Genomic DNA, 18469 nt, shown 5'->3' with positions numbered 1-18469 from the left:
GGCGGGGCCATCAATACTTTTGTTCGGAAAGGTTAAAGCTAACAGCGTGCCAATTAGTATTTATTGTTTATTTTCAGATAGTAACGAAATCAACGATACCCAGGGTGACGAATTACCGTCGGCCAGAAACAACAATGGCGTCGCAGGTTACAAACCTTTGACGCCACCTTTTACCGGCAACCCCGGTGTCATCAGGCTTCTTCTGAGTCGTCCCTCAGACCATACTTTCGCACTTTCTCCACCAGCGTCGTGCGCCGTATCCGCAGCTTCTCGGCGGCGCGGGCGACTACGCCGCTGGCTTCATCGAGAGCCTGCTGAATCAATTGCTTTTCGAGATTGGAGAGATAATCCTTCAGATCAATGCCGTTCACCGGAAGCAACGCTGGCGCATCCAGCCCCACCAGGCCTGGTATGGAAGAGGGCATACCTGAATCCTCTACCGGGCGATTCTCGTCGTAATCATCCACATAGCGGAACTTCTTCGGCAATTCCTGCACTCCGATCACGCCATAGGGATGCATGATGGCAAGACGCTCCACGAGGTTCGCCAGCTCACGGACATTGCCCGGCCAATCATGACGACACAGGCTCATGATGGCCGCCGAGTTCATCCGCAATGAACCACGCTTCTCTTTTTCCATCCGGGAAATCAGCTCGTTGATCAGCAGTGGAATGTCTTCGACTCGCTCCCGGAGTGCCGGCATTTCGATGGGGAACACGTTCAGCCGGTAGTACAGATCCTCCCGGAAATCACCGGATTCAATCATGTCCTCAAGATGCTTGTGGGTCGCCGCAATCACCCGTACGTCAGCGGTCTGGGTGCGGTTACTGCCCACTTTTTCAAAGGTGCGTTCCTGCAGTACCCGCAGTATCTTCACCTGCATGTTCAGGGGCATATCGCCAATTTCATCCAGGAACAAGGTGCCGCCTTCCGCCATCTCAAAGCGCCCTACCCTCGCCGTAATGGCACCGGTAAACGCGCCTTTCTCATGGCCAAAGAGCTCGCTCTCCAGCAGCTCTGCCGGAATAGCACCACAGTTCACCGGCACGAAAGGCTTATCGCGGCGGGAAGAATGGTAATGCAGATTGCGAGCAACCACTTCCTTCCCAGTACCGGACTCTCCGGTAATCAGCACGCTCACATCCTTGTCGGCCACCTGCTCCATCAACTGGCGCACTTGCTGGATTTTACGACTGGTTCCCACAAGGCTGCGGAACAGCTGCACACCACGCTGCTGGCCGCGCTGCTGGTTGCGGCTGAACTGGTCCCGATAGATCTGTGCGCGGTACAGGGAATCCACGAACTTGGTGTAGTTCAGCGGCCATTCCATCCGCGCAATCACTCGTGCCGCATCGTCCTCTGACAAACCCTTGAGCTCAGGGTCGCCAACCAGCAACACTGGTACACCGGTCATGGCCCGGCACACCTGCTCTATGGCGGAACAGGCGCCGGATTCGGTGCCGTTGACGACCGCTACCGAAACACTATCCCAGGCCTGATCATCGTCACTCGCCAAAAGCGCCAAAGCCTCGTCGCCGGAAATCACCTGCTCTTCACCGACAAACTCCAGAATGGTGACCAGATCTCGCCGTCTGGTTTCATCCTCACTCAGCACCAGCACTTTGTTATTTTTGGACATTCACAGGAATCTCTTCATGGATTTGTGCGGTATTTAAGACCGTATGTCGGCCCGAGTCAATTTTATGACGCTATCTTTGACGATTCGAGGAGACGTTCTGATAGGTTTTGGCGGCGTTACGGTTCTGGCTGACCCCCTTCAATGAGGCTTTCGCCTCGTCGCGGGCCTTCACAGCGGCGGCATCGGCCTCGGCCACAAAACGATTCAGCGCTTCCAGTCGCTCTCGCACCAGTGTGGCATCAAGGCAGCCCTTCTCGAGCTCAGCCATCAACGGTTCCACCGTCGGTCGAACCCGGGCATTAAGCTGGCCCAATCGTTCCCAATCCTGGTTGTCCAGGGCCAGGGTTAATTCGTCTTGAAGCTGATCCAGATCGGAAAGGAGGTTTTCAGGGTTGGCCATCAGCAATCTCCGTGGTCTGCGGGACAGACTGGCCAACGAAAGGGCGCCACCGGAAACGATGGCGCCCCGCAAGCGGACGGTTAACGCCGTGCAGCGCGACGGGCCGCAGAGGCGGTAAACTCGTTACCACGATACCCCGGCGCGAAATCATAGGCGGGGTAACCATTGTCCAGACCATCAATGTAATAACGATTTGCCTTCAGATCATACGTCATTTCCATGGTGGTCCAGAAGACCGGCTCACTGTAGTAGCTGATATTGTGAGCCTCGGAAACGCGCCATAGCTCGCCTTTCTCGTTGTACTCCTCAGAGACCAGAATCTGCCAGCTATCTTCATCAATGTAGAACACACGGCGCTCGTAAATATGGCCGATACCGGTACGACGCTTGGCCTCTACCACCCACACCCGATGCAGCTCATAGCGAGCAAGACTCTGGTTGATGTGGTTGGGGCGGATGACGTCCTCAGGGCGAACACTGGAATCGTGAAGCTTGTATCCGTTGTAGGGAACCAGCAGCTCCCGTTTACCTTTGAGTTCCCAGTCATACTGGTTTGGAGCGCCGTTATACATATCTTTCTGGTCTACCGAACGCAGAGAGGACGAATTCGGCAGGTCTGTCTCGTAGGCCAGGTTCGGAGAACGGCGCAGGCGTCGGGAGCCGGCGTCATAACGCCATGCAAGGCGAGGTGAACGAACCTGATCCAGAGTCTCGTGCACCAGGGTGATGGTGCCCGCCAGCGTGGTTGGGGCGATCGTCTCGGTTTTCAGGTAGAAGATCTTGTTGTCGATATCGGCAAGATCCGCGCCTACCTGACTGTACGCGAGGAAATAATCATAGTGATTGACCACCGGGTTGAAGGAACCGTCTTCCTGAGGGGTGGCTGAAGCACTACGGAAGGACACTTCCTCACCACGATACCGGAGAATGTGGTTCCAGATCGCTTCCAGACCATTCTGTGGAATGGGGAACGGACTGGTCATGATGGTGTCTCTTACCCCGTTTCCATTATCCAGCAGCTCGGCGGTCAGAGCATTCTGGCGAAACTTCTCGTATACATGTTCGGGAAACGCCGCTGTCCGACGGGTTTCATACACCGGCATGAAAAATGCCGGACCATATTGCTCCAGCATCCGGATGTGGCCGTCCGACAACTTATCCCGGTAAAGATCAAGGTTATCCCCCGTCACCACATACAGGGCGTCATCGCCAGGGAACGGATTGATTTCTACAGACCCCTCGCGCCAATTCGCCGGTGGCGTGGCAAGCCCGCCATCCCAGGCTGGAATGGTGCCCGCCGCGTTGCCCGCGCGCTCGGCACCAACCGGTGTCAGCTCATTGTTCAGGCGCGCGGCTTCAGCCTGTGTTACCTTTGCCTGCAGCGGACTGGACGCCCCCATAACAGCAACTGCGATGGCAGCAATAAATCGGTTTCGCATCCTCAACCTCCAGCGTGAGTCACATGAGTGGTCAATACTCACTCAATTTGACGCTCTTTGTGCCAGTTTCAAACGCCCGTTTCAAGTGGTTGTTTGTAGTTTCTTGTGACAAGAGCATTTCCACAAAGTGGATAGAGCGAGAAATAAACAGCCAAAAATGATAAACTCCCAAAGTTTTACCGGCCCTGTTTCTCTGATTTTTCGTTCGCAGGTTTCCTCATGGCATCTCAATGGCATTCTCTGGTTTCGCAAAAGCTGTTTCTGGCCAAAACGTTACTAATCCGGGTTGAGCAAGACGAAGCGGCGACTGCGCCAGAACGAGAAGCCCAACTGCAAGGTGCCATTGAGTTGTTGCTGCGGGCTCGCGGACTCCTGCTGGTAATGATTGCCCGATGTCACCAGAACAAGGTCGACAGACCGGCCTCCATTGACGAGCTGGAGGCGCTGTTTCCCTATGCGATTGCGGAAGGCGGGATGTTGAAGGAACTGGCTGAAACACCAGGGAGCTGGTGGCAACAGCTGAATCAGTTGGAGGCTGCCGCTGGAGAACCGCCCAAGACACGGAAAACCGTGACGGAAGAAAACATCATTGCGGTTTCGGCGGATCAGGGGCCAGATCGGTCCATTCAGGCTCTGAACAAGATACTGGCTGCCATGACCGTATTGACCAGAGAGATAGACGAGCAACACAGCGAGTGGTAATCCGCCTGCCGGAGCCAATCCATTAACATACGCTGACAGCAGATATAGGTTGAATGAATGTCACCTTCGTTTTTTGAAATTGTACAACTCGCCGACGGCGACTACGCGCTTCGCCGGATTGATGACGACGCAGCTCCACTTGTGCGCATCTCATTCTCTGACGAGGCCAGAGAAATGCTGGAAGACCGGGACATGAACGTCGCCAAGGCGATGATTGCCGCTGGCATCGAGGCCGCTGGCAACATCAGCCACGACATTGACTGGGAAGAGGACGAAGGCGAGTTCGCCGACAATCAGCCCCACTACACCTTGCATTGAGCACCCGTTATCTCTGGCGCAACACCACACCGTGGCTATTACCCTTGGCAGATGCCTTTTGCAAGGTTTCCAGCGCTGCACGGCCCAGCTTGTGAGTCCAGAGCACAACGGCATGGCAGGTGCCTGCGCCCAGCGCTCGCTCAGCCAACTCTTGTGCCGGGAATTCTGCCGTTGACCGCAACACAAGAATCTCACTGGCCACAATGCCGTGCATTTTCTGCCACTTGGCCACCAGGGACTGGGGAGGATCAATCCACGCCAGCCAACGTTTCTCCTGGTTGAGTTGTGTGAGCATTGGCAGCAGCAACTGGAAATTCTCCACCTGCTCCTCCGGAAGAATAATCTCGGTAACATTGCCACCGAAGCCAGACGCTGAACGTCGCTCCGAACCGGACGCTGCTGCCCTGGCCGCCGGTGCCCTTTGGCCAGAGGAAACCGCGCCAGCCGCAACAACAGCTGCCGGCTGAAATGCCATGTTCTGAGTGAAGCTCAACTGTTCCATTACTCACCTACCTGCGCCATGCGCTGCCGAATACGGTATTCAGTGAAGATCGGAGCGGCGGATAACGCCTACGCCGAGACCTTCAATAAACAATTCCTGCTCCGCGAGATCGACTTCAATCGGAGCAAACTCCTCATTCTCTGCAATCAGCCAGACCTTGTTGCCTTCCCTGCGGAAACGCTTGACGGTGACCTCCTCTCCGACACGAGCGACAACAATCTGACCGTTATGGACATCCTGGGTACTGTGCACCGCCAGTAAGTCACCATCCAGAATCCCGATGTCTTTCATGCTCATCCCCCGTACCCGCAAAAGGTAATCTGCTGAAGGAGAGAAGAAGCCCGGCTGCAGCGTGCAGTGATCTTCAATATGTTCCTGCGCCAGAATCGGGCTGCCGGCGGCAACCTGCCCGATGACAGGGAGGCCCAGATCCTCTTCGGCCTCCGGCAAGCGAATGCCTCGGCTGGCCCCCGGGACCATCTCTATGGCGCCCTTCCTTGCCAGAGCCCTCAGATGTTCTTCCGCCGCGTTGGCGGAACGGAATCCCAGCTCTGCGGCAATTTCAGCCCTGGTGGGCGGGTAGCCGGTTTCATCCACGTAACGTCGGATAATGTCCAGCACCTGGGATTGTCTTGCAGTCAGTTTCATCAGTCGGGCTCCGGAATTTCGATCCTGTTTTTTTATACAGTGAACTGACTATATACAGTGTTTTATCCAGTGTAAAGCCCTCTACGTTTCGTTTCCTTCCTGTAACGGGCGACCAACAGCCTGTATGTTATGGTGACGCAAACCAGACACAGGGAAGCCACACACAACCATGACCGAACACGACCGCTGCAAGATGCCGGAACAAACGACAAACCGGGACGGCCAGGAACGAAAAGTCGGGGTTGAGATTGAACTGTCCGGCCTGACCTACGAGGCCCTGGTCCAGCATGCCGCCCGATTGCTTGGGGGCGAGCCGGAGCTGACATCCCGTTATGTCACCCGACTGGATACGGACGCCGGGGCTTTCACCATTGAGCTGGACTCTGATCCTATCAAAGACCTGGATCTTGCCGACGAGCGGCTCCCGGAATCCATTCGGGAACTCGGCAACCACGCCATGGACGTCATTGATTTTGCCGCCGAGAAGATTGTGCCATTAGAGATTGTGGGACCACCGCTCGCAATGTCGGCTCTGGGCATGATCGAGAATCTGGTAGACGAGCTGCGAGACCTGGGTGCTGAAGGCAGCCGGGAGGCCATCTACTTTGCGTTCGGGCTTCAACTTAACCCGGAACTGCCCGATCTTGAACCCGAGACCCTGGTACGTTATCTGCAGGCGTTCGCACTGCTGTATGACTGGCTCAAGTCCCGGCATCAGCTGGATATCAGCCGGAAGTTCACCACCTACATCGAGCCCTGGAGCAGCCGCTACACAGACAAGCTGATGGCGGACGATTACCGTCCTGACCTGGACACACTGATGAGGGACTATCTGCACTACAACCCTACCCGGAACAAGGCATTGGATCTTCTGCCACTGTTCGCTCATCTGAACGAATCGCTGTTGTCCGAATACGTTCAGGACCCCAGGATCAAAAGTCGTCCTACTCTGCACTACCGGCTGCCGGATTGTGATATCGACAATCCCAATTGGCACTTCTCCACAGTCTGGAACGATTGGGTAGTGCTGGAGCAGCTTGCCAACAACCGTCAGGATCTTGATGCCCTGCGGGGCGAATTCCACGAATCCCGGAAGTTCAGCTTACGCAATCTCACCCGCTCCTGGCGTGAGACCACCGATGAATGGCTGCATCAGCACGGTTATGTCTGACTGGGAAAGCGAAACGGACATCCCCGGCCTCACCATCGGCATCAGTGGCCCGGCCCGGCGAAGTATGGCCCATCGGCTGATCAGCCTGGGCCTGCGCCTGCATGGCGCCAGAACACACTACATCCGCCCGGGCGACCGAACCAACGTCGAACTACTGGACGGGCTGGTACTCTCGGGCGGCACCCACGTGCATCCGGGCCGCTATGGTCAACAACCCCAGGTGACGGCCAGGTATGACCTGAAACGGGATGCTACCGACACCGAGCTTCTCCGCCAGGCGGAGGCGATTAACATTCCGGTGCTGGGTATCTGCCGCGGTGCACAGTTTATCAACGTCTTTCACGGCGGGTCCCTGTGCCAGAACGTTACCCCGTTGCGGGTACATACCCGACATCGACCTTTGTTATTACCCCTCCAAACGGTTCGCCTGGTCCGGGACAGCCGTCTGGGAGGCCTGATGTACAGCCACGTGATTGGCGCCAACCGCATTCACAGCCAGGCCATCAAGCGCCTTGGACAGAATCTCAGAGTGACGGCCGTGGACAACGACCTGTTTGTGCAGGCCATCGAAAACACCGGCCGACAATGGTTGATGGGAGTGCAATGGCACCCCGAATACCTGCTTTACCACACCGGGCACCGTCGCATCTTCAGCCACTTTGTGCACGCCGCCCGGGCCCGGAAACTGGAACGACTGGATAACCGGGAAGGCCCGGAGTTCCACTCATAAGGAGAATGACCATGATCAAACGTCGACTGCCACTTGCGCTCGCCGCCGCCATCACCGTGATACCCGCGGCAGCCAGTGCCGGAGAAGTGAGCCTGAATGGCGAAGGTATTGTTCGTTACGAACCAGACAGCGCCAGACTGCAGTTCTCAGTCACGGCCGAGCACCCGGATGCCGCCAAGGCCTCTGAACAGGTGTCCGACACCATGGACGAATGGCGCCAGGCCATTGCGGCCTATCGTAATGAGCTGGACGACTATTCTGATGCCGATCTCAGCGTTTACACTCGCATGCTTCCTGTACGGGAACAAGGCCAGGATCCCAAGCGAGTATCGGTGGCAAGCCAGACCGTCAGCTTCTCGATCAACGATCTGGATCTGCTGAATCCGTTGATTGGTGAAGCCAACAAGCTGGGGCTGCAATATCATCTTGGCAGCCACCAGTTTTTCCACTCAGACGAGCAGGGGCTGGAACGCGAGGCTCTGGCAAGGGCCATCGCCGATGCCAGAAGCCGCTGCGAGTTTGTCGCCAAGCAACTCGAGCAACGTTGTGGCGAAGTGGTCAGTCTGAATGTGAATGGCGGCCATCGTCCGGTACCGATGATGCAAGCGGAATCGAAAATGGTCGGTGACGCCGTTTCAAGCGTGGGCCCCAGGGAAATCCAGGCCACCGTCAGTGCCACCTTCGAGCTGGACTGACCTGGCCACTCAGAAGTTCCGTGTATAGAAAATATCCAGCGAGGCCGCCAGACCACTGGCGGCCTCCAGATAGAAATAGCGGCCCAAATCGTAGCGCAGGGCTACCGTGGTAATGGGTTCAAATATGCCAACACCATAACGGAGGCTTAGCTCGTCTGTGATATAGCCGCTCGCCACCACGGAGGCCTGCTCCCCTGAACCCTCCGCCTCCAATGTCAGGTTACGGATACCCAGCTCGTTTCCAATACCTTGTGTGATCTTGCTGGCCTGGGTAAGACCCAGTGACAACGCAGCCCGGCTCATCTGACCCTCATCCCCCTGGCCCCGGGGCGGTCGGCCAAGAATAACGTACGACAAGGCATCACTCTGCGGCATCGACGGTTCCGAGAACACTTCCGTTTCCGGCTCATCCACCGGGCCGGATAACCGGATCCCGGCAACCACCGTATCAACTTCACGGACTGCCTCAATGTCCAAATAGGGTCGGGTCAGCGCACCTACAAAAAGAATCCGTGCCCGGCGCAGGTCCAGTTCCTGGCCAAAGGCTTCATAGCGACCATTCACTAACTGCAGCGCACCCCGCGTATCCATGTTATTGCCAATGCGCAACGTGCCTTCGAGGTTGCCGGTGACACCAAACGCAGCAAACGACACCTCATCCTCACCGACCACCACAGTCACATCCATCAGCATGGACCGAATGGCAGGTTCTTCCCGTTCGACACCCACGATGACTTCATCCTCGGAAACCGACACCGCCGATGGGGGGACGCTCTGAACTTCGATTTCGCCTCTGGGCACCTCAACGCGGCCGGAGACCGACAGCTCGCCAGATTTGAAGGCAATATCCAGATCCGGCCCCACCTCCAACCGGGCATAAGGTTCCAGCGTCACCGGCAGTCGTTCGCCTTTCAGGTTGATCGCGACCTGCGGCGACTGAGCCCACTCCAAGCTCCCGGAGACCTGGCCCTTACTGCGATCATTGCTTTTCCACCGACCGCTGATATCGGCCGACTGCCCCCGGAACTCAAGCACTACAAGCAATTCCTCCAGTGGCAGGGGAAGGCCAGGATCAAACACACGCCCTTCGCTAAGCACCAGTTCGCCGGTGACGTCGGGCTTCATTAAGGGACCGCTCAAACGACCACTGCCATTAACCCGCCCCTGAATGTCTTCAATACCGGTAAAAGCCGAGAGGAAGGCAAGATTAAGGGCCTGGAGCCGGAACTCACCATCAACTGTGCGATCACTGGCCAGGGGATCCACCGCAAGATCCAGGTCAAACTGGCCAAGTTCCGGGCCGCTGAAATCCAGGCTGACATTGGCCTCATCCGGCTTAAGATTAGCCTCAACCACTAGCTGGTCATGAGTGATGGGCTGCCAGTCGTCCAGCACCAGAACCCCGAACTCGCCAGCGCCGGCATCAATCCGGATAGTGCCATCGGGACCCGCATCCGTGAGTGTTACGGCAATGTCGGCGTCTATAGTCGATTGCCACCGGAAAGTCTCTGGAAACAAAGGCGCCAATGCACTGGCAGGGAAACCTCGCACTTCATAAGCAATGCGGGAGTCTGGCCACAGTCTCTGGTCAGCCGCACAGACCGAGCTTTGCTGCCAGCGCCAACAGTGACTACCAAGCTCAAGAGCCCCGGCCACGTAGGTAAGATCCGCTCTCGTATCCAGCTGCCAGATCTGCCCTGGCTCTGGTACGGAAATCCGGCCCCGGGTCAGCTGTCCGCGCCAATCCGGTAGTTTCTCTCCGAGCCCGCCCGCGAATTCCAGCTCAACCGAGGCTTCAGGATGATCGACTTGCAAAGCCAGGGTGTGGCGCTCCCGGGTGCCGCTGAGGGCCGCTACAACCTTGTCGAGTTCCTGGCCAGCGAGACGCAGTTCAGTGCCCGACAGATCAAGGTCCAGCACCCCGTCACTATCAAGCCCCGCCTCAAGCTGCGCCTCGGTAACCAGGAATTGATCCTGCCAGGCCAGATTGCCCGCCGTCAGTGAGAGCTCAGCTTCCGGAGCTTCCGGCGACCCAGCCAGCCGAAGCCGTCCGGCAGCCTCTCCACCCAGACCAGCCAACAGTTGTTGCGGTGCGGCAAGATCAAAGCGCAGGTCGCCCGCCAGAGATTCGCCATACCGTCCACTGCCCTCAATCCGGTTATCCCCGACTGACAGGTTGAAGTTTTGCACAACCCAGTCTCGCCCCTGAGTGGACAAGGTTCCTTTTGCCTGTGCCGGCTGCTGCCGCCATTGGCCGCTGAGATCCAGATCTGCGAATAATTCGGGCAGCGCCCCCTCCCGCAAGTGGCCTCGGGTAGCCACCGTTCCATTCAAACGCGCTTCCAGTTGCGGCACCCAAAAGCCCGGATTGAATCGATCGAGCTCAAACTGCGCCTCCCAGCTCAGCGGCCCGGAAAACACCAGTTCTGCCTGTCCGGAAAGCGCGCCGGCACCGGTGGTCATGTCCAGCTGGCTAAGGCTCACCGATTGCAGATCCCCTATCAGCCGGGATGTCAGTTCGGCTTCACCCAGGGGCCCCGCCACTGAAGCATCCAGCGCTGCCTGATAACGATCATTACCATACTGAACCTGGCCATCCAGACGTTTCAGCACAACCGGTGGCGGCTCCAGGCCCGGAATCAGGCCGTACCAGGGAAACTCCTCCAGGGTTATGTCTGCGCTGGCATCAATACCGTCACGCCAGGATACCTTGCCGTTCGCACCGAAGCGGCCATCGGAATTGCCCTCCCGATCCCGCGCGATCATCGTAACCTCGACGCCGGAAGCACCTTGGAGGGTCACCAGACCCTGAACTGACGCCTCCACTGGCCCGGTGGACGCCGGGAGCATCGCCCGGGTTCGGGTATCGAAGCCCCGAGCCAGGCTACCATCGAGTTCCAGCCGCCATTGGCCCAGCGTCAGGGTTTCAGGCACGGCGCTGTGCGGCCGAAATTCCGGCGACTGAAGCTTCAGGGTAGCCGGCAGATCGACATCAAGCGGATCCAATTCCCCCTCAAGGCGGGCATCGAGGTAGCCGCTGCTGGCGCCTGCCAAACGAAGATCCCGGGCGCTGCCGGACAGATCCAGGGCAATCTGCCAGTCGTCTCCGCTCGGTGGTGGCAAGGTCACGTTGACTGAAAGAGTCAATGGCCAGTCCCGACGCATCTCGGCTCGGCCATTGGCGGTCACCAGAATATCACCGCGTTCATACAGAAGGTGGTCAATGTTCAGGGTGGCACCCGACGCCCGGGAATCCAGCTCGACCCGATTCCAGACCAGGTTGTCATTTACCGTCAGTGCCCCGAGCCGGACTTCACGGATATTCACACCCAGGGGCAGATTGACTGAAGGCAACTGGATATCACCTCGTGGCTGATCAGCCTGGCCGGGGGTTTCTTGCACAGTAACCGCGATACTGGCCGCCTTGAGCGTGTCCAGACATACCGTCAGCTCAAGAAGGCACGACGGTGACCAGTCAATTTCCGGTTCGCTCACCTGAACGCCAACACCATAGCCCTGCCAGACCAGGCCATCGGCCCGCCACTGCCCCAGCATCGAGCCCTCGGCAGCTTCCGTCCGCAGGCCTGGTACCTGTTCAATGACCCAGGCGGTTCCCGTCTCACTGCGCAGGGCCAGCAGAACTGCAACCACCAGCAACAGGGGCACCAGCAGCAGTACCAGGACAATCACCAGCGGCCAGAACCACCAATGCCGGGATTTTCGGCTATCCGGTTCGGCATCCGGGGCCTGTGTATTTCTGGATTGCGCCTCGGTCACAGTTCCGGCCCCATGGAAAAGTGAATCCGCCAGCCACCGCCAAGCTCCTCATTCAACCCCCTGGCAACATCCAGGCGAAGCGGCCCCACGGGGCTGACCCAACGAATCCCCACCCCAACACCGGTCGCCAGCGGATCAAAGACATCGTTCACGGCATTACCCTCATCCACAAAGGCAGCCACACGCCAGTTCCTGGCAAACTCATACTGGTACTCAGCACTCCCCACAATGAGATATCGACCGCCAACGGCCACACCATCGCTGTCCTCCGGTGAAAGCGTCTCATAACCATACCCTCGTACGCTCTGGTCACCGCCGGCAAAGAACCGCAGAGAGGGCGGCACATCGGAAAAATTGTTGGTGGCAATACCGCCAAAGTTGAACCGGGCAAGAAAACGATGGTTGTCAGCCAGGGTATACAGACCCTTGGCAAGCAGATTGACATGCAGAATATCCGCATCTGAAAGCACCGCCCGGTGGGCCCCGGTGACATCCAGCTGTAAACGAAATCCCCGGGACGGATCCAGTGGCGAATCCGCCTGCAGCTTCGAATAGCTCACACCCGGCAGAAGCAGGCTGGAGGTCCCTCGCTCACCGTCACCAATGCGAAAGCGCTCGCCTTCCCAGCGCATCGACAACACCTGCATCCAACCGTTGTCCAATTGATGGTTCCATTGCTGACCGAAGGTCAGGCGTTCGGACTCAACGTCTTCCACATGTTCCCGCTGATACCCGGTGCCCAGGCGGATGGAATCGGTCATGGGCGGGTCAAGAGGCAGTTCGTACCAACCACTGACACTCTGACGCAGTTCAGAGAGCTCGGTGTCTGCCCCTCTCTTGTGCCCCATGGAGTTAATATAGTGCTCACGCCAGTTGCCGCGGAAACGCGGCCCCACATCGGTCGAGAACCCGACGCCCGCAGACACCGATCTGGGAGGCCTGGGAGTGAGACCGATTGTCACTGGAATAACACGATCCTCTGCCTGGGAAGGAGAGGCATCAATGTCGACGCCAGAAAAATAGCCGCTGTTGGAGAGATCCCGGTTCAACCGGGCCACCTTATCGGCATGAAACGGCTCGCCCGGCTCTGTGGTTACAAATTGCCGCAGCAACTGCTCATCAAAACCATGGCCTTCCAGAAAGGTGACTTCACCCAGTTGGTAGCGTTCACCGGTGCGATAGGTAAGCAGGATATCCGCGGCGTTGGCGTCCGGGTCGACCTTCAGCTTTCGGGTCTCATACTCGCCGTCAAAGTAGCCCAGGCGCCCTGCCCGGTTCTGGATCGCCTGCCGCAAACCGTCATATTCACCATGATTCAGAATATCACCTTCCCGGGGACGCTCCGGGAGGCTTTGCACCAGGTCCGGATCGTCGGCCCCGGGCCCCTGGATATCCACCTGCCGGGATCGCACGCGCACCGGCTCGCCGGGAACGATGGTCAGCACCAGCTCCGCTGGCGCTTCATCCTGTTCATTCACTTGCCAGCGTATGGTCGGATTGTAGTATCCGAGGGCCCGGACCGCTTCTTCCACCTGGGCGGCGGCGCTGGAGGCGTAGCGCCGCAGTCCATCGGCGGTTCTGTCCTGCACCTCACCCAGCAGGATTTCCGCGTTCTCCTGCAACTGGTCGTAATCCCCCTCGACCTCTACCCGAACCTGGTTGGCAAATCCCGAGCTCGCCTGCCATAACAGCAACCATATCACCGGCCTGATCGCTGCTTGAATGTGAGTCCCGAATAACCGCATCAAAGGATGGCTGCCCTGACCAGATAAAGTGAGTGTTCCCTGTCACAGGGGCGAGAGTTTACCCGCAAGACTGGGGCGCTATCCATGCCCGCCGTATTAAGATTAGCAGCATAACGCCATTGCTGTTGCCACCGTCAGCCTCGTACCTGTTCCAGAAATAGGCTAACCTGTCAGACACTTATAGAGCCATAGACAGGTCCTACGGATGCTTCATGTAAACCGCGAAAACCTGAAATCCAGTCATCAGTTGATCTGGTTCCTGATCGACTTTCTGATGCTTGGCCTGTTGATCATCAACCTTTCGTTCATCATCTGGGATTCCATCTACAACTTTGTGGCTGTGCAGAATCTCCTCAAAGACTACGCGCCGGCACTGCAATCTGCCTACCACCCCATTCATGAACGCTTCATCTTCTACGACCTGATCTTCGTGGCCATTTTCCTGAGCGAATTTGTACTGCGCTGGGGTTATTCAATCAGGGCAAAAGTCTATGACCGCTGGTACTTCTATCCGTTCATCCACTGGTACGATCTGGTGGGCTGCATTCCGGTTGGCAGCCTCCGGTTTCTGAGAATCCTGAGGGTGATCTCTATTATCTACCGGCTGCATCAGTACAAGATCATCGATTTCACCAACACCCGGCTGTTCCGGTTCGTTAATTTCTACTACGAAGCATTCATGGAGGAGTTGTCTGACCGGATTGTCCTGAAAGTACTCAGCGGTGTTCAGGAAGAAGTTCGACGGGGCTCGCCTCTGTTTGAGCGTATCCAGCAGGATATTCTTTATCCGCGGCGGGAAATGTTGTCAGACTGGATTTCAGAGCGGGTGGCAGTGGCAGCCAAGGAGGGTTACGTACCAAATCGCGGCGCATTGAGGGCCTACCTGGAAAACCGGGTAGACCAGGCCTTGAAGCAGAATCTGGAGCTGTCCCGGTTGAAATACCTGCCAGTGGTGGGGCCAACCATCCAGGATACGCTGGAGAATGCGGTGGGTGACATTGTCGCCAATGTGATTCACCAGATTCTCGAAGACCTCGCTTCCACTTCTAACCATGCGTTTATTGAAGATATCGTCAACGTGTTCCTGCCCGAACCTGGCCAACAACAGGAAGAGGCCGAAAACGAAGCGCTAATCAACCTGATACTGGAGGTGGTCGACGCCATCAAGGATCAGGTCCGGGTCAAACACTGGCGCGAGGATCTGCCCTGACAGGAATTGCTCGTTACTGTGGCAACCCATCGATGACCGCCTGACAGGCCTGTTCCTGGTTTAGCCCCTGGCCCTTGATGGTCAGGTCCGCGTAGCGGGTATAAAGGGCGAAACGCTCTTCAAATAACGCTTCCAGAGACTGGTCGGGCCGACGGGAGATACCGCGGAGACTGTAATTGCCGATACGTCTGCGTACCTCATCCAGAGAAATATCGAGAAACACTACGGTACCCTTCTGCCTCAGGTGCGTCATCGCGGCCTCACTGTACACCGCACTACCACCGGTGCTGATGACCTGACCTTCAACCTCAAGTGCCAGCAGTACCTGCTCTTCAATCCGGCGCAGGGCCAGATAGCCTTCCTGATCAACGATCTCCTGCAGCGTTCGCCCGGCCTGCTCCTGTATCAGCAGATCGGTATCGATAAACCCCAGGCCCAGACGTTTCGCCACCAGCACCCCGACGGTGCTTTTGCCGCTGCCAGGCATGCCGATAAACACCAGATTTCTGCGCCCGATGGTCATGCTGCTTCACGAGCCTCTGCCGAACGGCAGGCCGCCGCGGTGAACAGAACATCGGTTGATGAGTTCAATGCGGTTTCGGTGGAATCCTGAACCACGCTGATGACAAAACCAATGGCAACCACCTGCATGGCCACTTCCGTGGAGATACCAAACAGACTGGTCGCCAGCGGGATCAGCAGCAGTGAACCTCCAGCCACGCCGGACACCCCGCAGGCCGCAATAGACGACACCACACAAAGCAGCAGTGCGGTCGGGAAATCCACCGGAATACCCAGGGTATTCGCAGCCGCCAGGGTAATCACGGAGATGGTGATGGCGGCACCGGCCATATTGATAGTGGCACCAAGCGGGATGGAAATAGCGTAAGTATCCGGGTCCAGCCCCAGCCGGTCACACAGGTTAAGGTTAACCGGGATATTGGCAGCGGAACTGCGGGTAAAAAAGGCGGTGATGGCACTGCCCCTTAAACAGGCGAATACCAGGGGGTAAGGATTCTGGCGGGTGTGGAGGAAGACAATCAACGGATTGGTCACCAGAGCCACAAACAGCATACAGCCAACAATGACGGCCAGAAGGCGGCCGTATTCCAGCAGCGCGCCGATGCCGGCATCGGCCAGGGTATTGGCAACCAGCCCGAAGATTCCCAGGGGCGCAAACCGGATAACGGCCCGGACAATGCCGGAAATTGCATCGGACAGGTCGTTCACCACTTGCCGGGTGGCGTCACGGCCCTGGCGCAGCATTAATCCCAGACCAACGGCCCAGGCCAGAATAGCAATGAAGTTCCCCTCCATCAGGGCGCTGACCGGATTCGTCACCGCGCTCAGCAGAAGATTGCGCAGGATCTCGACTACCCCGCCAGGCGGGTTGCCGCTGACCTCCGGAAGCTCCAGCGTGAGTTCCGTGGGGAAGACAAAGCTGGCGATCACCGCTACCACAGCCGCCACCAGCGTACCGATCACATAGAGCAGCAACACCCCACGAATGTGGGTTGGCTGTCCCTGCTGGTGATTGGCAATGGCTGCCGTCACCAGCGCAAACACCAAGATAGGCGCAACCGCTTTCAGGGCGGATATAAACAGTTGGCCAAGCAGAGAAACCGATTGGGCAGTATCAGGCCAAATCACGGCCAGCAAAACGCCGGCAATGATTCCGATGGTAATCTGGGGTATCAACCCCATCTGCAGCAGGGGGCGTACAACGCCAAGTCGCCGGGAAGACATCTTTGGGCTCCTTTTGCTTGGTCAGAAAGGGGCATCACCCGGCAATAATGGCCATGGGAATAATCTGCCGCCCAGAAAGCAAAAAAGGCAGATCAGTGAAGGTAACTGACCTGCCTTTTTCTTTTTTGGTAGCGGGAGCTGGATTCGAACCAACGACCTTCGGGTTATGAGCCCGACGAGCTACCAGACTGCTCCATCCCGCATCAAACTTTTCATCAATCAGGTAGAGGCCCGATCAACGTGGCGCGAATACTATAGCTCTGGCCGCCAGCTGTCAAAGAGGATTTCGGTTATTACCTATCCCGCCCGGATCAGCGCTCCAGAATTGCCGTCACGCCCTGGCCGCCAGCGGCGCAGATTGAGATCAGGCCACGACCACTACCTTTCTGCTCCAGCAGCTTGGCCAGCGTGGCGACAATACGGCCTCCAGTCGCGGCAAACGGATGCCCCGTGGCCAGACTCGAACCCTTCACGTTCAGCTTGTCGCGATCAATGGTGCCCAATGGCTTGTCCAGCCCCAGGCGCTCCCTGCAGAAGCCCGGATCTTCCCAGGCTTTCAGGGTAGATAAAACCTGGGCCGCAAATGCCTCGTGAATCTCATAGAAATCGAAATCCTGAAGGGTCAGGCCGGCCCTTTCCAGCATCCGGGGTACGGCATAGGCTGGCGCCATCAGCAAGCCCTCTTTCTTGTCGACGAAATCCACAGCAGCCACTTCGGAGAAGGTCAGCCAGGCTTTCACATCCATGTTATGGGCCTTTGCCCACTCTTCGCTGGCCAACAGCACTGCCGACGCGCCATCGGTGAGCGCCGTGCTGTTGGCTGCAGTCATGGTGCCGTTTTCCCGATCAAAACAGGGCTTGAGGGTCGCTAGCTTTTCCAGCGTGGTGTCCGGACGCAGGATATTATCTTTATCGAGACCGGCCATGGGAGTCATCAGATCGTCGAAAAAGCCTTCCTCGTAGGCCTTTGCCAGCTTCTGATGACTCTCCCAGGCCAGGCGATCCTGATCTTCACGGGCGATGTTCCACTCTTTGGCAGTCACCTGGCAATGGTCCCCCATGGACATGCCTGTACGGGGCTCGCCGTTCTCCGGAATCTCCGGCACCAGATAGCCAGGCCGGAAACGGCCAAGAATTTTCAGACGCTCCTTGGTGGTCTTGGCACGGTTGAGGTCCAGCAGGATTTCCCGGAGCCCTTCGCCCACCCCGATCGGCGCATCAGACGTGGTATCGGTGCCGCCGGCAATGCCGCACTCGATCTGCCCCAACGCGATTTTGTTCGCCACCAGAATCGCGGCTTCCAGGCCGGTTCCGCAGGCTTGCTGGATATCGTAGGCCGGTGTTTCAGGTGCCAGACCACAGCTGAGAACCGATTCACGAGTCAGGTTGAAGTCCCTGGAATGCTTGATCACGGCGCCCGCGACCACTTCGCCCATTTTCATGCCGTCCAGATTAAAGCGATCCACCAGCCCACGAAGCGCCGAAGTCAACAATTCCTGGTTACTGATCTTGCTGTAGGCAGTATTGGAGCGGGCAAACGGAATACGGTTACCGCCAATAACGGCAACCCGTCGAATGCCCTGGCTTGCCCCTTTCACGGGTGATGAGGTTTTCTTTGCCTGTGCCATCGCTGTGTTTCCTTGTGAGTCAGATGATTCTGTTTCGGTTCACCGATACTGTTGATGAGTCTAGCGCCTGACGGCAGTCTCTCATTGGCAACTCTGACAACGCACAACCTGCGTTCAG

Annotated in this window: 16 protein-coding genes and 1 tRNA gene; 6 read left to right on the top strand and 11 right to left on the bottom strand. The window is 57.4% G+C overall.

Translation table 11 applies throughout. The features are described from left to right. Positions 1 to 191 precede the first annotated feature (191 nt). From MARHY_RS06215 to MARHY_RS06205, 3 genes are all read right to left on the bottom strand, one after another. A complete protein-coding gene (locus MARHY_RS06215; protein WP_014421031.1) occupies positions 192 to 1640 on the bottom strand; it encodes a sigma-54 dependent transcriptional regulator in 1449 nt (482 codons plus the stop codon). 70 nt (positions 1641 to 1710) lie between these two features. Next, positions 1711 to 2040 carry a hypothetical protein gene (locus MARHY_RS06210; RefSeq protein WP_014421030.1) on the bottom strand — a complete coding sequence of 110 codons (330 nt, stop codon included), beginning with the start codon at positions 2038 to 2040 and terminating at the stop codon, positions 1711 to 1713. An 80-nt stretch (positions 2041 to 2120) separates the two neighbouring features. Beyond that, complete coding sequence (locus tag MARHY_RS06205; RefSeq protein ID WP_014421029.1) at positions 2121 to 3479, bottom strand: DUF1329 domain-containing protein; 1359 nt, start codon at positions 3477 to 3479, stop codon at positions 2121 to 2123. Between the two features lie 219 nt (positions 3480 to 3698). On the opposite strand from MARHY_RS06205, the gene MARHY_RS06200 reads away from it, so the two are divergent. Next, positions 3699 to 4181, top strand: coding sequence for a DUF6586 family protein (locus MARHY_RS06200; protein ID WP_014421028.1), 483 nt, complete (start codon positions 3699 to 3701; stop codon positions 4179 to 4181). Positions 4182 to 4238: 57 nt separating this feature from the next. After that, a complete protein-coding gene (locus MARHY_RS06195; protein ID WP_011785479.1) occupies positions 4239 to 4499 on the top strand; it encodes a hypothetical protein in 261 nt (86 codons plus the stop codon). A 7-nt stretch (positions 4500 to 4506) separates the two neighbouring features. Here MARHY_RS06195 and MARHY_RS06190 read toward each other — a convergent pair whose 3' ends face one another. Together MARHY_RS06190 and lexA are read right to left on the bottom strand one after the other, a co-directional pair. Continuing rightward, a complete protein-coding gene (locus MARHY_RS06190) occupies positions 4507 to 5001 on the bottom strand; it encodes a cell division inhibitor SulA (RefSeq protein ID WP_014421027.1) in 495 nt (164 codons plus the stop codon). A 39-nt stretch (positions 5002 to 5040) separates the two neighbouring features. Then, positions 5041 to 5652 (bottom strand): transcriptional repressor LexA, encoded by a 612-nt coding sequence (gene lexA / locus MARHY_RS06185; protein WP_031210455.1) that lies wholly within the window; start codon positions 5650 to 5652, stop codon positions 5041 to 5043. A gap of 166 nt (positions 5653 to 5818) precedes the next feature. Between lexA and MARHY_RS06180 the strand changes: the two genes are divergently transcribed. From MARHY_RS06180 to MARHY_RS06170, 3 genes are read left to right on the top strand one after another with little or no spacing between them, the layout of a single operon-like run. Then, the gene (locus MARHY_RS06180) at positions 5819 to 6820 is read left to right on the top strand and encodes an amidoligase family protein (RefSeq protein WP_014421026.1); all 1002 of its coding nucleotides are present in this window, start codon (positions 5819 to 5821) and stop codon (positions 6818 to 6820) included. Further along, positions 6813 to 7550, top strand: a complete 738-nt coding sequence (locus MARHY_RS06175; RefSeq protein ID WP_011785483.1) for a gamma-glutamyl-gamma-aminobutyrate hydrolase family protein — start codon at positions 6813 to 6815, stop codon at positions 7548 to 7550. Before MARHY_RS06180 ends, MARHY_RS06175 begins: the two co-directional genes overlap by 8 nt. Before the next feature lie 11 nt (positions 7551 to 7561). Next, the gene (locus MARHY_RS06170) at positions 7562 to 8245 is read left to right on the top strand and encodes an SIMPL domain-containing protein (RefSeq protein ID WP_114433376.1); all 684 of its coding nucleotides are present in this window, start codon (positions 7562 to 7564) and stop codon (positions 8243 to 8245) included. A 9-nt stretch (positions 8246 to 8254) separates the two neighbouring features. On the opposite strand, the gene MARHY_RS06165 is transcribed toward MARHY_RS06170, so the two are convergent. Together MARHY_RS06165 and MARHY_RS06160 are read right to left on the bottom strand one after the other, a co-directional pair. Beyond that, positions 8255 to 12022, bottom strand: coding sequence for a translocation/assembly module TamB domain-containing protein (locus MARHY_RS06165; protein WP_014421024.1), 3768 nt, complete (start codon positions 12020 to 12022; stop codon positions 8255 to 8257). Beyond that, positions 12019 to 13725, bottom strand: coding sequence for an autotransporter assembly complex protein TamA (locus tag MARHY_RS06160; protein ID WP_442852534.1), 1707 nt, complete (start codon positions 13723 to 13725; stop codon positions 12019 to 12021). Before MARHY_RS06160 ends, MARHY_RS06165 begins: the two co-directional genes overlap by 4 nt. A gap of 247 nt (positions 13726 to 13972) precedes the next feature. Between MARHY_RS06160 and MARHY_RS06155 the strand changes: the two genes are divergently transcribed. Next, positions 13973 to 14977, top strand: coding sequence for a hypothetical protein (locus MARHY_RS06155; RefSeq protein WP_014421021.1), 1005 nt, complete (start codon positions 13973 to 13975; stop codon positions 14975 to 14977). Between the two features lie 13 nt (positions 14978 to 14990). On the opposite strand, the gene MARHY_RS06150 is transcribed toward MARHY_RS06155, so the two are convergent. From MARHY_RS06150 to MARHY_RS06135, 4 genes are all read right to left on the bottom strand, one after another. Further along, positions 14991 to 15500, bottom strand: a complete 510-nt coding sequence (locus MARHY_RS06150; RefSeq protein ID WP_014421020.1) for a shikimate kinase — start codon at positions 15498 to 15500, stop codon at positions 14991 to 14993. Then, positions 15497 to 16723, bottom strand: a complete 1227-nt coding sequence (sstT, locus tag MARHY_RS06145) for a serine/threonine transporter SstT (protein ID WP_014421019.1) — start codon at positions 16721 to 16723, stop codon at positions 15497 to 15499. Before sstT ends, MARHY_RS06150 begins: the two co-directional genes overlap by 4 nt. 126 nt (positions 16724 to 16849) lie before the next feature. Then, positions 16850 to 16926 (bottom strand) — tRNA-Met (locus tag MARHY_RS06140). Positions 16927 to 17034: 108 nt separating this feature from the next. Further along, complete coding sequence (locus tag MARHY_RS06135) at positions 17035 to 18351, bottom strand: acetyl-CoA C-acetyltransferase (RefSeq protein ID WP_014421018.1); 1317 nt, start codon at positions 18349 to 18351, stop codon at positions 17035 to 17037. Positions 18352 to 18469 lie beyond the last annotated feature (118 nt).

The organism is Marinobacter nauticus ATCC 49840 (assembly GCF_000284615.1).
Lineage (GTDB): Bacteria > Pseudomonadota > Gammaproteobacteria > Pseudomonadales > Oleiphilaceae > Marinobacter > Marinobacter nauticus.
Note: the sequence above shows the minus strand (reverse complement) of the source record. Positions and strands in the feature narration are given on the sequence as shown.